This is a genomic window from Nitrobacter sp. MLSD-S21, from assembly GCF_058809865.1.
In genome coordinates this window covers 501,473-518,230 of sequence record NZ_JBXASZ010000002.1, presented here as the reverse complement: position 1 = coordinate 518,230, position 16,758 = coordinate 501,473, and the positions used below count along the sequence as shown (strand labels likewise).

Sequence of the window (16,758 nt, the reverse complement as noted above, 5' to 3'; positions counted from 1 at the left end):
GCTCTGAGGATCCGCGCTTAAATCGGAAACAGGCAGCAGAATATCTGCAGACACTGGGTTTCCGTTGCTCAGCAAAGACACTAGCCAATTGGGCAGCAGCTCGAAATGGAAAAGGGCCCGAGTACCGATATTTTGGACGTCACCCTATGTATTCTATAGCTGATTTAGATAAATGGGCCAATTTGCATCGCAGTCCGCTAACAACTTGTCCTAAAAGAACGCCGCGACGAACAGGAAACTATTCAAGCTCGTCGTCAAGTACTCGAGATGGAAACGGCTCATGTTAGGAATCTTGTGAAGGGGTGGTAACGCCTTCGGGTGGTCAAGGGCCGCGCTAAGCCACCACTCAGCCGGCGCACCTAATGCTAATGGCGACGCGATCGCCATACCGCTCCAACTACCATCTGCCCGAGGAAGTCAAAGGAATTTGTGGGAAGCCGAAGGAACTCTGCCGTCTGCGCCGCCGTGGTTGCGCACGGGTGGCGGCTAATATCCGCCGGCCTTTCCCCCCGTTACAATCGATTTAAAGCATCCGCGCTCCCTGAGGGGCGTCGTGAGGGCTTAATTCCCGACCCAAAGGTCATTCCGAACGGCTAGATAGCGTCGTACCGGTCGTGGGCGAGGCGTCAAGCTGAAGAATTTTCCCGTCCCCAATCGTCGCTCGCGGCAAGTGACAAATCTAAAGCTTTGCAAACTTCGACCACTCATGGAGGCACTACATGCCGCATGTAACAGAGCGTACTTTGCCATTGCGTCTACGAATTCTCACCGCGAGAAAACATGCTCTTGAGAGCGAAGTTTGCGCATACAAAGCCTTCGATGGGAGACAATGGCGAATAGAAAACAAGCGATGGCTCCAAGCGTTCAAGCCTGAAAGGGTCTATCATTATTTTGATAAAGTTCGTGTTTGGTCAAAGGAGATCATCTGTAAGATTTTGATTTGTCGGCTGATAGAGGCATGCGGTAAAGTTATAGAAACACGAAAGTCCGCCTTCTTTGATCCTCGCTACAGACACCAATTAGAGATCTATCAACTTCGTAGCTCGGCGTTCCGGATCCTTTGTGAGCTACCGGCCGATGCGATCGTAACGTATGTCGAAGTAGCTTGTGACGTCATTTGTCCGGATGTATGGGAGCTGGAACGTATCGCTCAAGCGTTCCTAATCGGTTTTTTGCAGCCGCACCATCGTGGGAAGCAGGCTAAGGTCTACCCCTCTGCGGGTCCTCCGCTTGGGTTATCCGGATTCACGACGCGCAAATGCCCTACGAAGGGCTGTCGCCGGAGTGGGTTTTGGTTTCAATGGTACATCGACAAGAAGGGCAAGATCAACCGCGAGCCTAATTGCTTTCACTTCGAAGGAAAGCATGAGGGCAGACGCGCCGTAAAAAAATTAAAGATCGATCATCCTCGCGATCTAGCTCAATTTTCATTGAGTGCATACTTCAGGAAACATGCGAGCACACTTTACGAAATAGATCTGGAGCGGTTCGGTCGCTGGCATTCTAATCGCCGTACGGGCGGAAAGCGAAAAAAGCCGTACATCGACAGATACGGAGTCAACCGAGATTCCTACCGGGGTCATCTGCTTTATCGCATTTATTCTTTGCATCCTGAAAGTGCTTATTGGCCAAGCAGGTCGCTGCAGCGCTTCACTGATAAGTTCGGACGAGGGCCATTTTTGAAACCTTACTTTATTATGTTCATGGTGACCAATACCAACACATCTTAAATAGACCCTTTTACATCGAGCTAACTCTAGCTATTTATGTACACATCGGACCAACAAGAGCCGCAGCTATCGCATTCGCTACACGGCTAAACAACCTGATGAGAATTTTGAGCCATAAGCCCCGCTCATCAGTGAACGTCCGTCCAATCACTAATAATAGAGCTTTCGGCCAACACTGAAAAACTCCGCAAGAGACAAGAGAATAGACCCTCACGGGAGAAGATTTCGTTCTGGCAATCATCAGTGATGGAGCTTACAGCAAAAGCATTGTTGGCCGTTAAGCTATAGGTTTGGTTTTCTCGTACCCATTACTGTTTTCGATTTAGCAAAACTTCGGAATGGCGCGTAATGCGTTCAGCCCGTGCGCTCCGGAATTTATGATCTAGTTGTTCAGGAGTTTGCTTAGTCCGACCATTGGGCGTGGTTCGGCTTCGAACCGGTGATAGCTCTGCAAGGGTCGACGGAAGGGGGCTTAAAGCGTCATGTCGTCCAACGACGGTCCGGGCGACCGAAGTGCACCTCGGTTCGCAGAGTGATAACGACAATTGTCCCGCCCTTCTTTTCCGGTTAGGACACAAGGGAATTCGTGGGAAATTAAGGGAAGTTTGCCGTTTGTGGGCTTGCAAAGCCCCAAGAAATTAGCATTGGGCTGTCCGGCTATTGACCGCGCGATTTTATTTTAGGCAATCCTGGAGGCTGTGTGGGCCGTTAAAGGGGATTCAGGCGGCAGGATACCCCCGTCGCCGGATAGCCCGTTCACATTGGGCCCTTTGGCCATTAAATGCCCGAACTTACGTATAAGCAGGCAAGATAACTTTGCAGTCGATGCCGGTAGGTGGCCGGAGCGGCCGGGTATCTATCGAAACCCCCTGTTGCATAGCGCGGACTATCAACGAAGGGACAGCGTGATGTTGAATTTCCGATAATCCGAGAAATTATCATGGAGCGTGACGGTGGACCTGTCCTGTTCCTCCGTACTGACAACGGCGCCGTGGATGGTGTATTCAAATCGATCGCTATGTTGATGCCAGACACTTCAGCCCGCCAGATTGCGGAGTTCATTTGTCCGCGGCTCCGTCTGATATAAACGGCGCAATCGTAAAGCGCCGAGTCTTTACTGAATTCCAAGTCAAATCGCTAAACAATTCCGAACACCTTTCCTTTAGTTGGAAGTTTTCTCGCTGAATGTGAGATTCCGATCTCAATGGTCGTCAGTGATGGGGTTGCGCGCTTCGTTCAACGCGTTTCGAACCCGGTGTCGTTTGGAAGGTGAAAGTTCTACGGATCGAACAAAAGATCTCTTCCAGTGCTAAATTGAACGTAAAACCAAAATCTACTACTAAAGTAGAGCTGATTTAGTGCTGGCCCGTCGGTTCTTGAACATGTGTTGGTTTAGGCGAACTTTACAACCCTCCGATGCTAGGTCGCGCGGATCGCGACCGTGATACGCCGGCAGTCAAGCGGATCACGAGGATATCGCCCGCGAACCACGCCGGCCTGAGGTGGGCTCTCGCGGGCGGCAAAGGCAAGCTCGACGATACGGCCCTCGGCGATTTGCGATCAGCGTCGAGCAGGTTCTCCACTTCATGGGGCCGAAGAAGAAAAAGAGCGCTGAGCGACGGCCGAAAAGCGGGCCTTCCGCTATGCCGCCTTAGGCTTTTTGGTCGATGTCGGATAGCCGAAGGCGAGGAAGAAGTGTGAAACTCGGATGGTGCCATGAGTTGGCGCCAGGGCGGCATCGCGTTCATGCTCCGTGTCGAAGTCCGCCGTTCCGAACAGGATCGACGGCCTCGCGATCGGATTGCCCGCTGACGTCGGCTTGAGGCGCAGCACCGTGCCGAGCGCGCTGTCTTCGAGCGCCTTGCGGATCGCCGGCACGACATCGTCTTCGGGATCGAGCAGCACGCCGACCATCGCGGCCACCGCCTGGCGGCGGCTATAGATGCCGGTGACGAAGCGGCCCAAGCGCTTGAACTCGAAGACGAGATCGCATGCCCTGCGCGTCGTCGTTCCAGCCGTAGACGATGTCGGTCCTGCGCTCCTCGATCAGCATACCTGTCGCAAGATCAAATTCGCCGATGACGTCTTCGGCGGACCACATGCCGAACAGCCCGTGCTGCCTCGCGGTGTAGTTCTCCACGTAGATCTTCAAGCGCTTCGTAAGCGCAGCCTCGTTGGTCTTGGGGTTGAAATCTGCACGCGGCCGCTCCGCCAGCTGTGTCCAAGCTTCGCGGAGCGTCGGCCTGGTGCTCCAGGAGACCGCGTGTGACGTGCACTGCGCCCTTCAGCTTTCCTCTTCCGCAATTCTTCGCACTCGAGCGCGTCCCCAAAATCACGCTCGGCTAGTCAACGAGCTTCAGGGCGTCCTCTCCCGAGAAGATTTCCACCTCCGGGTAACTTCCCGCCATCAGATCCTTCGCACTCTTTGCTCCATCGGTAACCTCCTAGTTCAGTCTCAAGACTCGCCTTCTAGAGCGTCGAGCGGGATTTTGAGAAAGCGTTTGCCATTGTTTTCTGATTTGGGGAGTCGGCCACCCCGGATGTTCACTTGCAGCGAATGCAGGATCACGAATTAGCGTGAAGGGAATTCAAACTGGCGGCCGTTGTAGCCCCACAGCGAACGAGGGCGCGGAAGAACGCGCCCGCGTTCGGAATGATTATGACGAAGCCTCAGGGCCGCAATTGCTTTTGTGTTGGGTCGCTCAGGCAAATGCCGGGGCAGTCGGCGCCGCCCTTGGCGGGATCGCACGTATCCGACGTATCGTCCACGCACTTTTTGCCGTTTGGGCAGGGAATGCCGGCAATGCCGCCACACGTCTGCTTCGGATGATCGCGCACGCAAATGCCGGAACAGTCGGCGCCGCCCTTGGCCGGATCGCACGTATCCGACGGGTCGTCTACGCACTTCTTGCCATTCGGGCAGGGAATGCCGGCGATGCCGCCGCACGTCTGCTTCGAATAATCGCTCACGCAAATGCCGGGGCAGTCGGCTCCCCCCTTGGCGGGATCGCACGTATCCGAAGGATCGTCCTCGCAGTTCTCGCCTTTCGGGCAGGGAATGTTGGCAATGCCGCCGCACATTTTCTTCGAATAATCTTTGCCGTAAGCCGGGCTTTCCTTGGACGGATAGTCTTTGCGTTCCTTGATCTCTGGCTTGGGTTCGGCGGGAGTGATCTCCACGGCTTCGCGCATCTGGCGCGGCTGTACCGCATTGACGTCCATGGTCTCCACTTCGCCGTCGGTGTGCCTTGCGGAGTAAACGGTGACCACGTCCAGCGGCTCGGGGCTCTTGATCACCACGAAGCCTTCAAGAAACGCAAAATCGATGCACACGCCATTGATTGGGCAGAAATAGCCCGCAATGTCGAAGCAACTTAATTTCATGGCCCCGTCCGGCGCCAGCTCGGCCTGCTTAAAGGGCGAGATGCTGAACGGGCCTGGATCGGAGCCGAAATCCGCGGAGAGCGCGACTTTCGCGGCGATTGTGAGCGGCTTCCTACCGGGATTATGCATGTTGACGATGGTGCGATACGTGCCTTTCGCGAGCGTTCCGTCCTGGTGTGGGAGCATCAACGAGCAAACGACTTTGGCGGCGTATTGATATTCGGTCTTTATAACCTCGGGTTTCGCCTTCTGCGCAAGCGAAGGATCGGCGCCCGCGGGGCCGAGCCAATAAGCTAGTCCCAACACCGCCGACGAGAGTTTAGCAAGGTGCAAATGTTTCATCGCAATTCCCTCATAATTGATTCCAATTTGAAGTCGGACTCGCGAGAAATAGCGATGGACGCTGCCGATGCCGCCAAAGCGGCCAGCGCCCCCACTGCGAAACGTTTTGTCTGGGCCGCGCCAATAGCCATTACGACATCCTTGATTCTTGGGATGGTCGTCCGCCGTCGAGATCGCTGTTCAAACCGATGCCACGTTCCGGCCCGGGTCAATTGATGCAGATCAAGAGATTCTGCTTGCGGGTGTAGGCGTCGCGCGCGCCCGCCGCTCGCGTGCACCTGCAGCCGGTAGCCTTCCTATTTATTTCGTGGAGCCAGTGAAAGCCGCTCGACGCGTTCGCCTTGAGCGTGGCGAGTTGGGGGCGTGATGAAATCCTGGCATTCCCGCAGGCTTCGCTCCTTCGGCCGGGATGCCGGAACCTTAAGAGTAGCCACGAACGCCGATCAAAGAACGTCTCTGTTCCTTTCCGGGCTTAGGACAGTAACGAGCCTGGGGCCGGTCCAAACTTCGACCTCCTGATCATCGAGCAGATGGCTGACCTTCTGAAGCGCCTCCGCATCATCACGGCAGATCATCTTATCGAAGCCGAGGATATACCCATCGTCGTCAAATACGTACGCCCGATATAAATCCATCTGGCACTCCCAAGATTGGGAACCTGCCACGCTGACGAAACCTGGCAGAAACCATTTTGACCTTCTGGCCAACACTTCCCCCGAGCGCCGGTTCCAACCGGACTCCCTCAATATCTTCGCCTTCCGAACAGCGTGTAGCTGCAGTGCGCAAGCCCGGAGGCGACGAACGCCTCGACGATCAGCTGCACGATGCTCGAGACCATGTTGGGTCGACCGGGCGCTGTCATCGCGTTCGTGGCGATGACGCCCGCGAGCGAGGTGAGCGCCAGCATGATGCGCTTGGAAGCCGTGCTTTCCAAGGGAAAAGCCCCTGTACTATACCCATGACCGGAGATGCAGGAGCCGATTTAACTAGCTCGGCAGAAATACGGGCAATGCTAGACTGACAGCCCATTCTCGGTACAGGACAATGCGTAGGGCCGAGCCACACGGATACCTCCACGACACCGGGCACATGAGGCGGAGCGTACTTTGCAAGATTGCAGGGCGCGGGTTCAAGTCCCGCCATTCATGAGCAAGGCACGGGGGATTACATCAAACAAGCCACGGGATGAATGGAGCTCAGTCGGTAGAGCGCTCAGTTCGACGCTGGCGCTGCTGGTGGTCAGCGCTTCCGCTCGAACAATCTTTCAGTCGCCGCCGCCGCATACAAGACCTCTCTAGACCTAGCCAATCGCTAGGAGGGGGAAGGAGCCAAGGACAGCGAACGGAGCAGCGGGAGAAGGAATACGGAGTGGAGGGAGCAACGGGCGGAGCTTTAAAGGCGTCGCAAATTATTTTCCAGAACGACGCTTAGGGTATCAGAGGTAAAAGTGGGCTAGTGCCAAGTCACCTCGAACGCTGAGGGCGGGCTGCTGTCGAACGGCCGTTGACTTCCGAAAAGGTTGTGTAACGATAACACTCGCCCGCCATTTCAGGCGGTAGAGGTGCTGCTATGGCCCGATATATTTTTCTCAAAAGTATGTTAAGTTCGGCGCTGGCCCTGACGACTTTTGCTGCCGAAGCACAGCAGTCTACTTACAGCGTCCAGTGCACTGTCGAGAAGGGCACAGGTCACCTTGAAACGGATCTGCGACGTACCGTCGTCATCACAGATCCGGAAGTGTTTAAAGACGATGCCTTTTCGCTTGAAAGGACGCTCGGCGCAATCCTGACTTCTGCGGTAACGCCGAACTCTCAGGACGCCGCTGCAACTGAGGCTCAAAAGAAGCTGGTCAACACGCAGGCCGAGCGGGTCTCACTGCTTACGAGCATGATCCGAAGCTTCCGCGTGGCAGACCGAATCAATCCCGACAGCAAGGTTGCGATGCCCGCTAAGATTCGCCCCAACGAAGCTGCCCTTGATCCTCTGAAGCTGCTCACACCACAGGACGTAGAAGGCATGCGCCCGGTCGGTTTGTTCAACCGACTCGATCTAGCTCCCGCAAACTTCAAATATTGCGGCGAGCACCGCATCGTTTATGCGAAGGGTGACCCTGTCGAACGGACAAATCGCTTCTTCCTCATCTTTGAAGCAGCGGTCGACAACCCTGACCCACAGAATAGACCTGAGGGCTGTCTCGGGATAGCGCGGTTCTGGGACAGCCTCAAAGGCAAAACCGGACCAGAACTCAAGACAGCGCTCGAGAAATTCTACTATGAGGGCGATACGGACGGCGATGGGACCGCGGACATCCAGCCTGTCATTCATCACCAACATTTCGGTCTTCCGTTCGGACAAGTTCGAGGCAACCTGTTCGTGACAAGCGGCGACATCGGCAACAATCCATGGATGCTGCGTGAGTGGCGCGTCAGTGTCAGCCCTGACGGCAGCGCCGTTTTTGTGCCCGACACAGTGAAGGCCAATCCTCATCCGGCGCTGTATGGAGCGGCCGCAACAAACGAAGCGGAGGGCTTCGGCGACCTCCGGTTCGACTTTCAAGACGACTTTGTACGCATTCATGTGCGCGAACTGATAGAGACTGAACTCAGGGCTCAAAAAGACGGGAAAACACTATCTCCGACGGAGCTATTTGCTAGCGTTGGAGCACGCTTCCCCAATCGATCCAACACGTTCGAGAGCATCTCGCAGGGCGACAACGATGATCCACTGAAGCGAGCGGAAAACACCGGGTTGCCCACTGGCGTGAATTCCGAGCTGAAGAACTTCAGGCTTCCTCAGGGATCCACTTTGACGGCGCAGCACATCTTGGCACGAGCCGGGGCGGTGAGCTGTGGTGGCTGCCACCAGTTCTCGGTTGGCCAGGAGATTGCGCCGAACGTAAAATGGCCAGCGACGGCCCCCGGTGGCTTCACGCATGTGACCGAGAAAAGGGAGCTGTCAGAAGCCTTAGAAAAGCATTTTCTTCCGGCGCGGTGCGAGAACCTTGATAACTTCTTAAATAAGGTTGCCCCGACAACAAAGACGGTCGCTGCCCCGCGGCCCGCCGCTTCAGCGCCCATTCAACCAACTCCTTCATCAACTGCGGGCGCGGTCGCGTCGTCTCGTCAAGGACCGCCAACGGCAGCCGCGAAAGCGCGGCAGGCACTCACGCGCGTCGCTCCGGCCGAGTCGCGCCTTGAGCGGCTTGAAGCGGTTCGTAACCTCGAAGAACAGGTGCAAACGGCTCGGCATCAAGATCGCCAGGAAGCAGGAGCATTTATGACGTATCGGCGCCCGCATTGATGAAGAGCACCTTAGTCTGGCATACCACCTGCATGAGTCTCCCGAAGCTTCGCTGCGGGAGGCACTTTTCGTCAGATTGAAGCAAAGGTAGTGCCGCCTCAGGCGCCTCTCGAAGGGACGGTCCGTCGCGTGATCGCAGACAATCCTATCTTTCCGAAGGAGTCGCTCTGCTGGAACTGGCGCGGGACGTCCAAAGGCTGTTCGCGAAGCAGGAGCCGCGCGAATGCCATGACAACCCACAAGGGACTCTCTAAGGCGGGATATACGACGACTGAATTAGCCTCGCGCGGGCCATTCCACCACCGGTGCTGTGGGCCTGTAGCCAGCTCGGTCTGGAGACCACGCTGTCAGTTAAATGTCGGCCGCGAAGGCGGTTCCATCGAATGACGACTCTCATCAGCCATCGTAAGCCGTTGGCACGCGGGCGAGATTTGTGTCACTTTCAGACGCCTCCACCAGGGTCGTCTAACAGACCAACTAACCCTGCCTCACGCCACGAAGGTCGCTCATGACATATATCTTGGTTCTAATCTCCCTCGTTTTTAGGGGCCAGGAACTTCAAATCATTCCTGGCTATCAGACAAAGGAGCTATGCGAGATCGCGGGAAAACAATTCGGGTCTCGCTGGGAGGATGAGTCACAACAACATTCTCCCCTTTCATTCAAATGTATCGACGGGCCATTCGTCCAAGCTAAAGAGTCAGTTGTTAAACAGCCAGTTGTCCAAGAGCCAGTTGCCCAAGGTAAAGAAGGACGGGGGTTGCAAAAGCCTCAGAGGAAGTGAATGGACCCAAATACCGTGGCGGTTATCGCCGCTGGTAGAATTTAGCGAAAGCGAATTCAATTTGCTCGAGATCAATTTTCCGGAGGCGACTGTCCGAGCGATGGCGGAAGCTGCGTTAATCGCAGCGCGCGATGCACGTCTCCAAGCCACCACCGGTAACGGCACGCAGCACTAAATTCCGACGTGCCATGCTTCGCCTAGCCGCCGTTGGCCCTAGCGCGCGTTCGAGGTCCCGGCGTCAGTTAATTTGAACTTCTGCGTAGGTTGAGCCGGCGCGATGTCTTAAAGGAATTCAGCTTGCTTTGCGCTTCTTGGCTGCCTTCTTTCTGACTGACGTCTTCTTGGCGGGCGCCTTGGCGGCCTTCGGCGCGGATCCAGGCTTCAGGCTTTGACGAAGCGCGTCCATCAAATCAACCACGTTACTGCCCTGGGGTCTTTCAGGGGCGGTGATTCGCAGCCCCTTTTGCTTCTTAGCAAGCAATTCGTTCAAGGCGTTCTCATAGTGATCTTCGAACCGGTCCGGGTCGAAGTGTCCGCTCTTCTGGTCGACGATGTGCTTAGCTAGATCGAGCATGTCGTTGGTGATCTTCACGTCCTTGATGTCATCGAAATAATCAGCCGCCTGTCGCACCTCGTATGGATAGCGCAGCAGCATACCCATGAGGCCTTTGTCGCGTGCTTCCACGGCAATGATGTGCTCGCGGTTTGTCAGCACCACCCGCGCCAGCGCCACTTTGTCGGCCGCCTTAAGGGTGTCCCGGATCACGGCGTGGGCATCGTGACCGACGTTGCCATCCGGCACCAGAAAATACGGCCTGACAATATAGAGGTCATCGATCTCGGTGCGCGGCACAAACTGATCGATGTCGATCGTGCGTGTGGATTCAAGGGAGATATTCTCGAGTTCTTCTTTCGTGATCTCGAGATAGCTGTCGGTATCGATCTTATAGCCCTTGACGATGTCTTCGTTCGCGACTTCCTCGCCGGTTTCAGCATCGACTTTCTGATACTTGATACGGTGCCCTATGTTGCGATTGATTTGGTTGAAGCTGACCTTTTCGGACTCCGAGGTAGCCGGAAACAGGGCTATCGGGCATGGCGCGAGGGGCCATGAACTAAAAACTCCTGCTGCAGGGAGCCTGAATATAGAGCGTGGCAGGAAGAAGAGGAGTCCGAACAGATCAACAGTCCGGGCACGTGTCGCCGAGACCGTCCCTTATGGCATTCATCTCAGCTATACAGGAATGCGGAGTGGCACCGGGGAAAGGGTTTCGCCAAGCCTCTTCCCGCGCGCGGTTCCAAGCATCAGGATCGGCACGATCGAGCCTGTGTCCGTGATCCCTACATTCAACTACCGCACCTTGATCAATAAGGGTCCCGAGCGCCCAGCCATGCAGAGTGCGAAAAGCCGGGCGGGCGCGATGTGCAACCGGCGCTGAGGATGTAATCTTGTGTTGCCGTGCGATGGTCATACGTCGCCTCGAATCAATTTTCACTCCGATTATATCACTCAGCCGCAAGCGTCCGGCCCTCAACCCCTCAGGTTATACTCACGGTCCTGTGAACGGCTATTGTCGATGCGCGCCGATAGGCTCCCGCATGCCCTAGCGTCGTCAACTAAAGCGGCCGCGTCCAAGCTAGTGTGGGTGGGCCTCGGCAGCCAGGCTACCGGATCCTTCTGAATCTCATTCCCAATTAGGAACGTTTCAGGGGTGATGGCATTGAGGCGATGTCCCGCCTCGAAGACAACCGTCGCAATAAGTCGCGAACAATACTGACCGGTAAAGTGAAGGACCTGATATGACCAAGGCTGAAGAGAACCTCATGGCTTGGCTTCGCGATGCGCACGCCATGGAAGAACAAGCCGAGACGATGCTGAAGGCCTTGGCAGGCCGGACCGACGACTACCCTGAGATAAAGACGCTCATCGAAAAGCATCTCGGCGAGACCCAAAGGCAGGCTAAATCGCTTCAGGAATGCATTCAGCGTCGCGGTGGCGATACGTCGACTTTGAAGGATGTAGCGGGGAAGATGGTCGCGTTCGGCCAAGGTATGAGTGGTATGTTCGTAGAAGATGAGATCATCAAGGGAGCGATGGCGAGCTACACGTTTGAACACATGGAAGTCGCGGCGTATCAAGTTTTAATTGCCGCTGCCGAAGCTGTCGGAGATGGCCGAACGAAGGCGGTTTGCGAAGGTATTCTGCAGGAAGAGCTTGCGATGGCTGATGACCTTGAAAGCCATCTGCCGGGGTTGACGGGCAAATATCTCAGCCGTTTGGATGTTTAGCCTCATCGAGTGAGGGCAGACAAGACCCGCTCCGGCGGGTCTTTCTATTGTGGCAAGCTAACAAGCCTTTGCTGCTCGTCAATTGCGAGCCGGCGCACCTTGCACATCTGACGACAGCTACGGCTGTGCATTGCAATTCATTGACTGCGATCTTACTGCTGGACTACAGCACGGCTGGTAGGATGTAGCAGCATGAGCACGAGTGAAAGGCCGGTCTCGGATAACGGTTATGTCAAGCCAATATTTCTGACCAGTTCAAATCCTTCTCAACGCATCGTCGATAGCGAGATCGACAAACGCAGACTACACCGGAGATCAGTTCCGTTCGGACGTCGCAGCCGCTGGCGCCGCGAAGTACGGGCTTTCCAAAGATTACATAGAGAACGTGCTTCCAGTCCTGGCAAGTCATACTTCGGGCTTCGGCGTGAAGCTTGCGACCAGCAACTCGGCCTTGATCGGTGGCCGGAAGACCAAGCAATCAAGGCATGCGATGCAGTCCGCCGGTCTGCTCGAGAAGAACGGTGGGGAATACGAGTTTCATGATTGGGCGCATGAATAGCTTCGCCAATGCGCTGTCACGGTTCACCTCCACGATCGAGACCGGGAATTGTCCTCTCGAATCCCGTGGCGGCAAACTTATCAACTGGCTCAAAGGTGACGACGCGCCGCTCGAGGGCAAGATCCCGATGCCGAAGGGCGATCCACGGCGCTTGCCCGACGGCTCAATTCTTCCCCATGCCGACGAGCGATCTCCGAAATCAAATCCCGGACTTCCCTGACGGCCTCCCGCTGCCAATGCGAGATCCTCGGCGCACGCTTAGCGGAGAGCGGATTCCATTTCCGTATGCCCGATCCTCGCAATGAGGGTGAGAGTTGGTCGCCGCCCCCTGTCGATGCCAACGCATCAGCACCGGCGAAGGTGGACGTAGAGGTGAAGCCGAGCTCGGACCGGGCATCAATGTGAAGGTCGAGCCCAGCTCATATTTCACGACTCTGGTGGAGCGTATGGAGAAGGCCATCAAGCTCGTCACCTCAATAGCATACAGCAGCAACGGCCCCGGCTCGGCAGGTCATTCATCCCCCGATGCAAGCGCGGCTTCGTCAGGGCAAGGAGGCAATGAGCTACTTGGCTTCCAGTAACGCTAACCACGCAGCCGCCGCCGCGGTTGCCCTGTCCCATGCGATCTGTGCCGTGACGCCCGCTTGTAGGGCACCGACGAGTTGTCGACAGGCGTATAAGAAAGTGGTTTCGGATTCCGCGATTTCGCCGTCAGTCTCTAAGTCTCTCGCTAGGCCTTCCACCAGCCTAAGCGCGTTTTGGGCAGGCGAACCTCTCGCAACCCTCAAAACCGAGACGGCATAGCGGGCTCTAATCAAGCCTTCTTTCTCGCCCATCCGATCTTTGACCCTCACCACAATCGAATCGCTCGGATGGTATTGAACCATAGGCTGAACGCCGGGTGCGGCGATCCTTGCTTAGGACTGAGTGGATCGCGACGAGCTTGATGGCCTGTGCCGGCTAGAGGCCGGTGAGGGCCGACGAATGACCAGGTGCCGAACGACCCAGATTCTCATCGCGAGCGCCAGATAATCAGCGATCCGAAGAAATACGCATTGACCTTGGCCTTGCTCTGACTTGGAGTCCGGATCGGCTTGCTAGCGTCGCAAGCTTTTCTTTTGTTAGGCGATGTAACGGGCGGTCGAAGAAACGCCACACAACAGCGGCGAGTGCGAAAGCACCGGCGATAATACCCATGGTCAAGGCCCGGCTTTGTTGCTGTGGTGCGAGCGCCGTGAAGACGACGTAGCCGAGCTGCATGTGTAACAGGTAAAGGGGATACGTGATGCCGCCGGCGGCGAGCACGGCCTTTGCCGGCAGCGGCATGCGCTTGACCTTGGTCGCAAGAAAGACAGACGCGAAAGAAATCAGACAAACGGCAACGGCCACCTTTGGGTCGAATGAACTGTCGGAATGTACGCCAAGCCGTTCAAGTTTATGGACGGTTTGGAATACCACTGTACCCAGCGCCAATACCGACAGCGCCCACAGGCGCAGATCACGGCGTCCGCGATAATACTCGTAGATGAGGAGACCGGCCGCGAAAAACCCGCTGTCGTCGGCTATGAAGAGCTTCTCGAAAATGGGTGCGTCGATCGTGAGCTCATTGGCGGAAGTGATTGCTAGCCATACCACGATGATCGCGTCCATCCGGCTTGGAAACAATCCTGACGCCATGAGAATGACGACCCAAATGTAGAACACCACCTCAATTACAAGCGACCAGTAGGCGGAATCCATATAGGGCTGACCGAGCATTGGCGCCGCGATGAAGAGATTGCACAACCACTGCCGCGCCGTGACTTCGAAGTGACCCGCACCGAACAGCGCAACGGCAACGAAGGTAATGGTCATGCAAACGACGAACGTGGGATAGATGCGACTAAAGCGGGCGATCGCGAACCCCGTCGGCGTCCGCCCCTCCGCCGAGAAAGCGATAACAAAGCCGCTAATTGCGAAAAAGACGGGTACGCCGAGGAAACCGTATTGCGCAATCGGGGCTAACTCCGGAAGCGCCACCAAATACGTGCCGTGCGAATAGGGGCCCCAGAAACCGTAGTGATACAGAATAACGCCTGCGACAGCGGCGAGCCGCAGCAGGTCGAGGGCCGGTAGCCGCGAGGGCGCTGTCTGAATTTGCTGCACGAGCCTGATCTTCCAGAGCATGCACCATCCGCCCTATCGCTGAAGATCCCTTTAACACAACGTTGAACGGGCATCCGTCACAGCAGGGCTAGTTCCTCCCCATTGCACGTTCCTAAAGTGCCCGTCGTAACGATCGCCGTCTTTAGTCTTCGCGACACGCAATCTGCTCGACCAGGTTGACGACGCTGCGGCGGAGCTTTGGATCAGTGATCCGAGTGAATGCGCGGATCAGGGCTAGTCCCTGAGATGTTGCGACAAAACTGGAAACGTAGTCAGGTGATGGCACCTGGCCGGGATCCTCGGTCGCGGAGATACGCGTGGGGCTACCCTCGAATAGAAAAGAAACCGGAATTCCAAGGATCTCGGAAATCTGCTTGATGCGACTGGCACCGACGCGATTAGTGCCTTTTTCGTACTTCTGAACCTGCTGAAATGTCAGCCCCAAAGCTTCCCCGAGTTGCTCCTGGCTCATGCCGAGCATAATGCGGCGCATGCGCACACGGCTGCCGACATGCTTGTCAATGTAATTGGGCGACTTAGTCGACATATCCTGGTCTCTTCGCCGGAAGGCGGCAGCAAGCTGTCGGTACAATCAGTTGCAGTTATCGTCAAATTCAACTCGATCACATGATGAAAATTCGAAGTTAATTCGCTATGGAATGGAATTGCTCGACTTGGCGTTAGTTCCACTTCCCGATCGGATCTACGACTATGAACTAGGGGCGCGGCTACGCCGCGACGTGCGCGTGCAACGATAAGGTCCTCCGGATACAAACTATGTAACGGTCATCGTAGAAGAGCCGCTGCACTAGGCGCATCACGTTGCAATTCCTCGATCGCGCTCTTACACCTGATACAGCGCAATGGCGAAAGGCTAGCAGCGTGGTGAGCACCAGTTTGTTGTCCGCGGCCAAGCAATGGATTCCTGCGTTCCAACCGACACCACCAGAGATCTGCGCGGAAACGCTCCAACGGATCCTATGCTCTTTTGATCGGCCGATTATCGAAGCGACAGCACGTGCCAGGCTAGAACGCGTCCTGCGGTACCATGACGAGGGCCACGTCAATCTTCTCATCGTGACGATCATCGAGTCCGCGGACAACGAAAATGCGCTGGTCGCGCCGGTGATTGAGGCCGTGCACCATGTGATGACTCGGCAACGCGCGTGGACGGACTAGGGCTCAGAATGGCTCGAGGCATTTGATCATCTGCCGCCACTGATGACCATTTCGAGGTCATGCACGAGCTCGACCTTTTCCTCGAAACATCGCTCGGCAAGTATCTGGGCATGATCCTGGAAAACAAGTTGAGGAAGCATTTCGAACCTGAGCCCACTCAGAAGCCGCGGGTCGAGCGAAAGTCTAAGGCCGAAATCGTGATCGCCGAGGGATTGTTCCTCCTCCAGCACAAGGGAGAACACAAGACGTCTCGCATAACCCAGCTCGCCTTCGACAAGTTCGGACTTAATCCGACCAGTTGCGCAGCTGTGACGAATGTTGCCCGGCCCTATGGGTATCGCCTTTGGCTGGTGAAAGGCCTCTCTCGTGTTGCGCTATATGAGATTTCGGCGCCGTCGACCTCGCCGGCCATTCGTGAAGCAATCGAAAATAGGTTGCGCCTTGGAGAGAAGGTCCGGGCGCCAGATCAGGCGCTTACGAGCGACCTCGGGTTGAGGCTACCTCAAATCGCCATCGCTTCAACGGTTGGAGAATATAATGAGCAAGGCGCCCGACGGCACCATTTGCATTGCCGCGCATGATGCCCCGCTGCGTGCGCGATCTTCAAATTATCCCGAGCCGTACCGGTCGCAGATGGCGAGGCGGCAGAAGAGGCCGCTTGGTGATCTGTTCGGGATTCGGAATTTCGGCGTCAACCTGACACGTCTTTTGCCGGGAGGTATGTCTTCGCTGATGCACCGGCACGATAAGCAGGACGAATTCATTTTCATTCTGGAAGGCCAACCTACGCTAGCAACAGATCAGGGAGAGTTCGAGCTCCAGTCAGGCATGTGCGCTGGCTTTCCGGCTAAGGGTCTTGCGCATCATCTGATCAATCGTACGGGATCCGATGTCGTGTATCTGGAGATCGGTGACCGCTCACCTGGGGATTCCGCTACCTATCCAAACGACGATCTTGAGGCAGTGCTGGATTCGACGGGAGCTTGGCAATTCCTGCATAAGGATGGAAAGCCCTACACTGATTGAAGCCAATCTCAGGGCGGCGG

General features: G+C 56.0%; 17 protein-coding genes and 1 pseudogene. 8 read left to right on the top strand and 10 right to left on the bottom strand.

Annotated elements, in window-relative coordinates; genetic code table 11:
• Window positions 1-719 precede the first annotated feature (719 nt).
• On the top strand, window positions 720-1,730 hold the full coding sequence (locus tag AC1RT6_RS08260) for a hypothetical protein (protein WP_309775752.1): 1,011 nt from the start codon (window positions 720-722) through the stop codon (window positions 1,728-1,730).
• 1,641 nt (window positions 1,731-3,371) lie between these two features.
• Here AC1RT6_RS08260 and AC1RT6_RS08255 read toward each other — a convergent pair.
• The 6 genes and pseudogenes from AC1RT6_RS08255 to AC1RT6_RS08230 all read right to left on the bottom strand — a co-directional run bounded on the left by AC1RT6_RS08255 (window position 3,372) and on the right by AC1RT6_RS08230 (window position 6,390).
• Entirely contained in the window at window positions 3,372-3,695 is a 324-nt protein-coding gene (locus AC1RT6_RS08255) for a hypothetical protein (RefSeq protein ID WP_309775990.1), read from the bottom strand.
• Window positions 3,667-3,882 (bottom strand): hypothetical protein, encoded by a 216-nt coding sequence (locus AC1RT6_RS08250; RefSeq protein ID WP_309775991.1) that lies wholly within the window; start codon window positions 3,880-3,882, stop codon window positions 3,667-3,669. Before AC1RT6_RS08250 ends, AC1RT6_RS08255 begins: the two co-directional genes overlap by 29 nt.
• 303 nt (window positions 3,883-4,185) lie before the next feature.
• Window positions 4,186-4,299, bottom strand: a pseudogene (locus AC1RT6_RS08245) (MBL fold metallo-hydrolase); the annotation flags it as partial.
• 101 nt (window positions 4,300-4,400) lie between these two features.
• Complete coding sequence (locus tag AC1RT6_RS08240; protein ID WP_309775992.1) at window positions 4,401-5,456, bottom strand: hypothetical protein; 1,056 nt, start codon at window positions 5,454-5,456, stop codon at window positions 4,401-4,403.
• 443 nt (window positions 5,457-5,899) lie between these two features.
• A complete protein-coding gene (locus AC1RT6_RS08235) occupies window positions 5,900-6,091 on the bottom strand; it encodes a hypothetical protein (RefSeq protein WP_309775993.1) in 192 nt (63 codons plus the stop codon).
• Between the two features lie 107 nt (window positions 6,092-6,198).
• The gene (locus AC1RT6_RS08230; protein WP_309775994.1) at window positions 6,199-6,390 is read right to left on the bottom strand and encodes a hypothetical protein; all 192 of its coding nucleotides are present in this window, start codon (window positions 6,388-6,390) and stop codon (window positions 6,199-6,201) included.
• Window positions 6,391-7,025: 635 nt separating this feature from the next.
• Between AC1RT6_RS08230 and AC1RT6_RS08225 the strand changes: the two genes are divergently transcribed.
• Window positions 7,026-8,756, top strand: a complete 1,731-nt coding sequence (locus AC1RT6_RS08225) for a hypothetical protein (protein WP_309775995.1) — start codon at window positions 7,026-7,028, stop codon at window positions 8,754-8,756.
• Window positions 8,757-9,388: 632 nt separating this feature from the next.
• Complete coding sequence (locus AC1RT6_RS08220) at window positions 9,389-9,715, top strand: hypothetical protein (protein ID WP_472791222.1); 327 nt, start codon at window positions 9,389-9,391, stop codon at window positions 9,713-9,715.
• A 117-nt stretch (window positions 9,716-9,832) separates the two neighbouring features.
• Here AC1RT6_RS08220 and ku read toward each other — a convergent pair whose 3' ends face one another.
• Window positions 9,833-10,687, bottom strand: a complete 855-nt coding sequence (gene ku, locus AC1RT6_RS08215; protein WP_309775996.1) for a non-homologous end joining protein Ku — start codon at window positions 10,685-10,687, stop codon at window positions 9,833-9,835.
• 653 nt (window positions 10,688-11,340) lie between these two features.
• On the opposite strand from ku, the gene AC1RT6_RS08210 reads away from it, so the two are divergent.
• The 3 genes from AC1RT6_RS08210 (at window position 11,341) to AC1RT6_RS08200 (ending at window position 12,608) form a co-directional block, all read left to right on the top strand.
• The gene (locus tag AC1RT6_RS08210; protein WP_472791223.1) at window positions 11,341-11,829 is read left to right on the top strand and encodes a ferritin-like domain-containing protein; all 489 of its coding nucleotides are present in this window, start codon (window positions 11,341-11,343) and stop codon (window positions 11,827-11,829) included.
• A 385-nt stretch (window positions 11,830-12,214) separates the two neighbouring features.
• Complete coding sequence (locus tag AC1RT6_RS08205; protein ID WP_309773892.1) at window positions 12,215-12,388, top strand: hypothetical protein; 174 nt, start codon at window positions 12,215-12,217, stop codon at window positions 12,386-12,388.
• Complete coding sequence (locus AC1RT6_RS08200) at window positions 12,381-12,608, top strand: hypothetical protein (RefSeq protein ID WP_309773893.1); 228 nt, start codon at window positions 12,381-12,383, stop codon at window positions 12,606-12,608. The genes AC1RT6_RS08205 and AC1RT6_RS08200 overlap by 8 nt, the downstream gene beginning before the upstream one ends.
• A gap of 812 nt (window positions 12,609-13,420) precedes the next feature.
• Here the strand turns inward: AC1RT6_RS08200 and AC1RT6_RS08195 are convergent.
• Window positions 13,421-14,554, bottom strand: coding sequence for an acyltransferase family protein (locus tag AC1RT6_RS08195; RefSeq protein WP_309773894.1), 1,134 nt, complete (start codon window positions 14,552-14,554; stop codon window positions 13,421-13,423).
• 121 nt (window positions 14,555-14,675) lie between these two features.
• Window positions 14,676-15,080, bottom strand: coding sequence for a helix-turn-helix domain-containing protein (locus AC1RT6_RS08190; protein ID WP_309773895.1), 405 nt, complete (start codon window positions 15,078-15,080; stop codon window positions 14,676-14,678).
• 275 nt (window positions 15,081-15,355) lie between these two features.
• On the opposite strand from AC1RT6_RS08190, the gene AC1RT6_RS08185 reads away from it, so the two are divergent.
• Complete coding sequence (locus AC1RT6_RS08185; RefSeq protein WP_309773896.1) at window positions 15,356-15,712, top strand: hypothetical protein; 357 nt, start codon at window positions 15,356-15,358, stop codon at window positions 15,710-15,712.
• 26 nt (window positions 15,713-15,738) lie between these two features.
• Here the strand turns inward: AC1RT6_RS08185 and AC1RT6_RS08180 are convergent, their stop codons facing one another.
• Window positions 15,739-15,954: a hypothetical protein gene (locus AC1RT6_RS08180; protein WP_493029426.1), complete on the bottom strand. Its 216-nt coding sequence runs from the start codon at window positions 15,952-15,954 to the stop codon at window positions 15,739-15,741.
• Between the two features lie 295 nt (window positions 15,955-16,249).
• Between AC1RT6_RS08180 and AC1RT6_RS08175 the strand changes: the two genes are divergently transcribed.
• Entirely contained in the window at window positions 16,250-16,738 is a 489-nt protein-coding gene (locus AC1RT6_RS08175; protein WP_309773899.1) for a cupin domain-containing protein, read from the top strand.
• Window positions 16,739-16,758 lie beyond the last annotated feature (20 nt).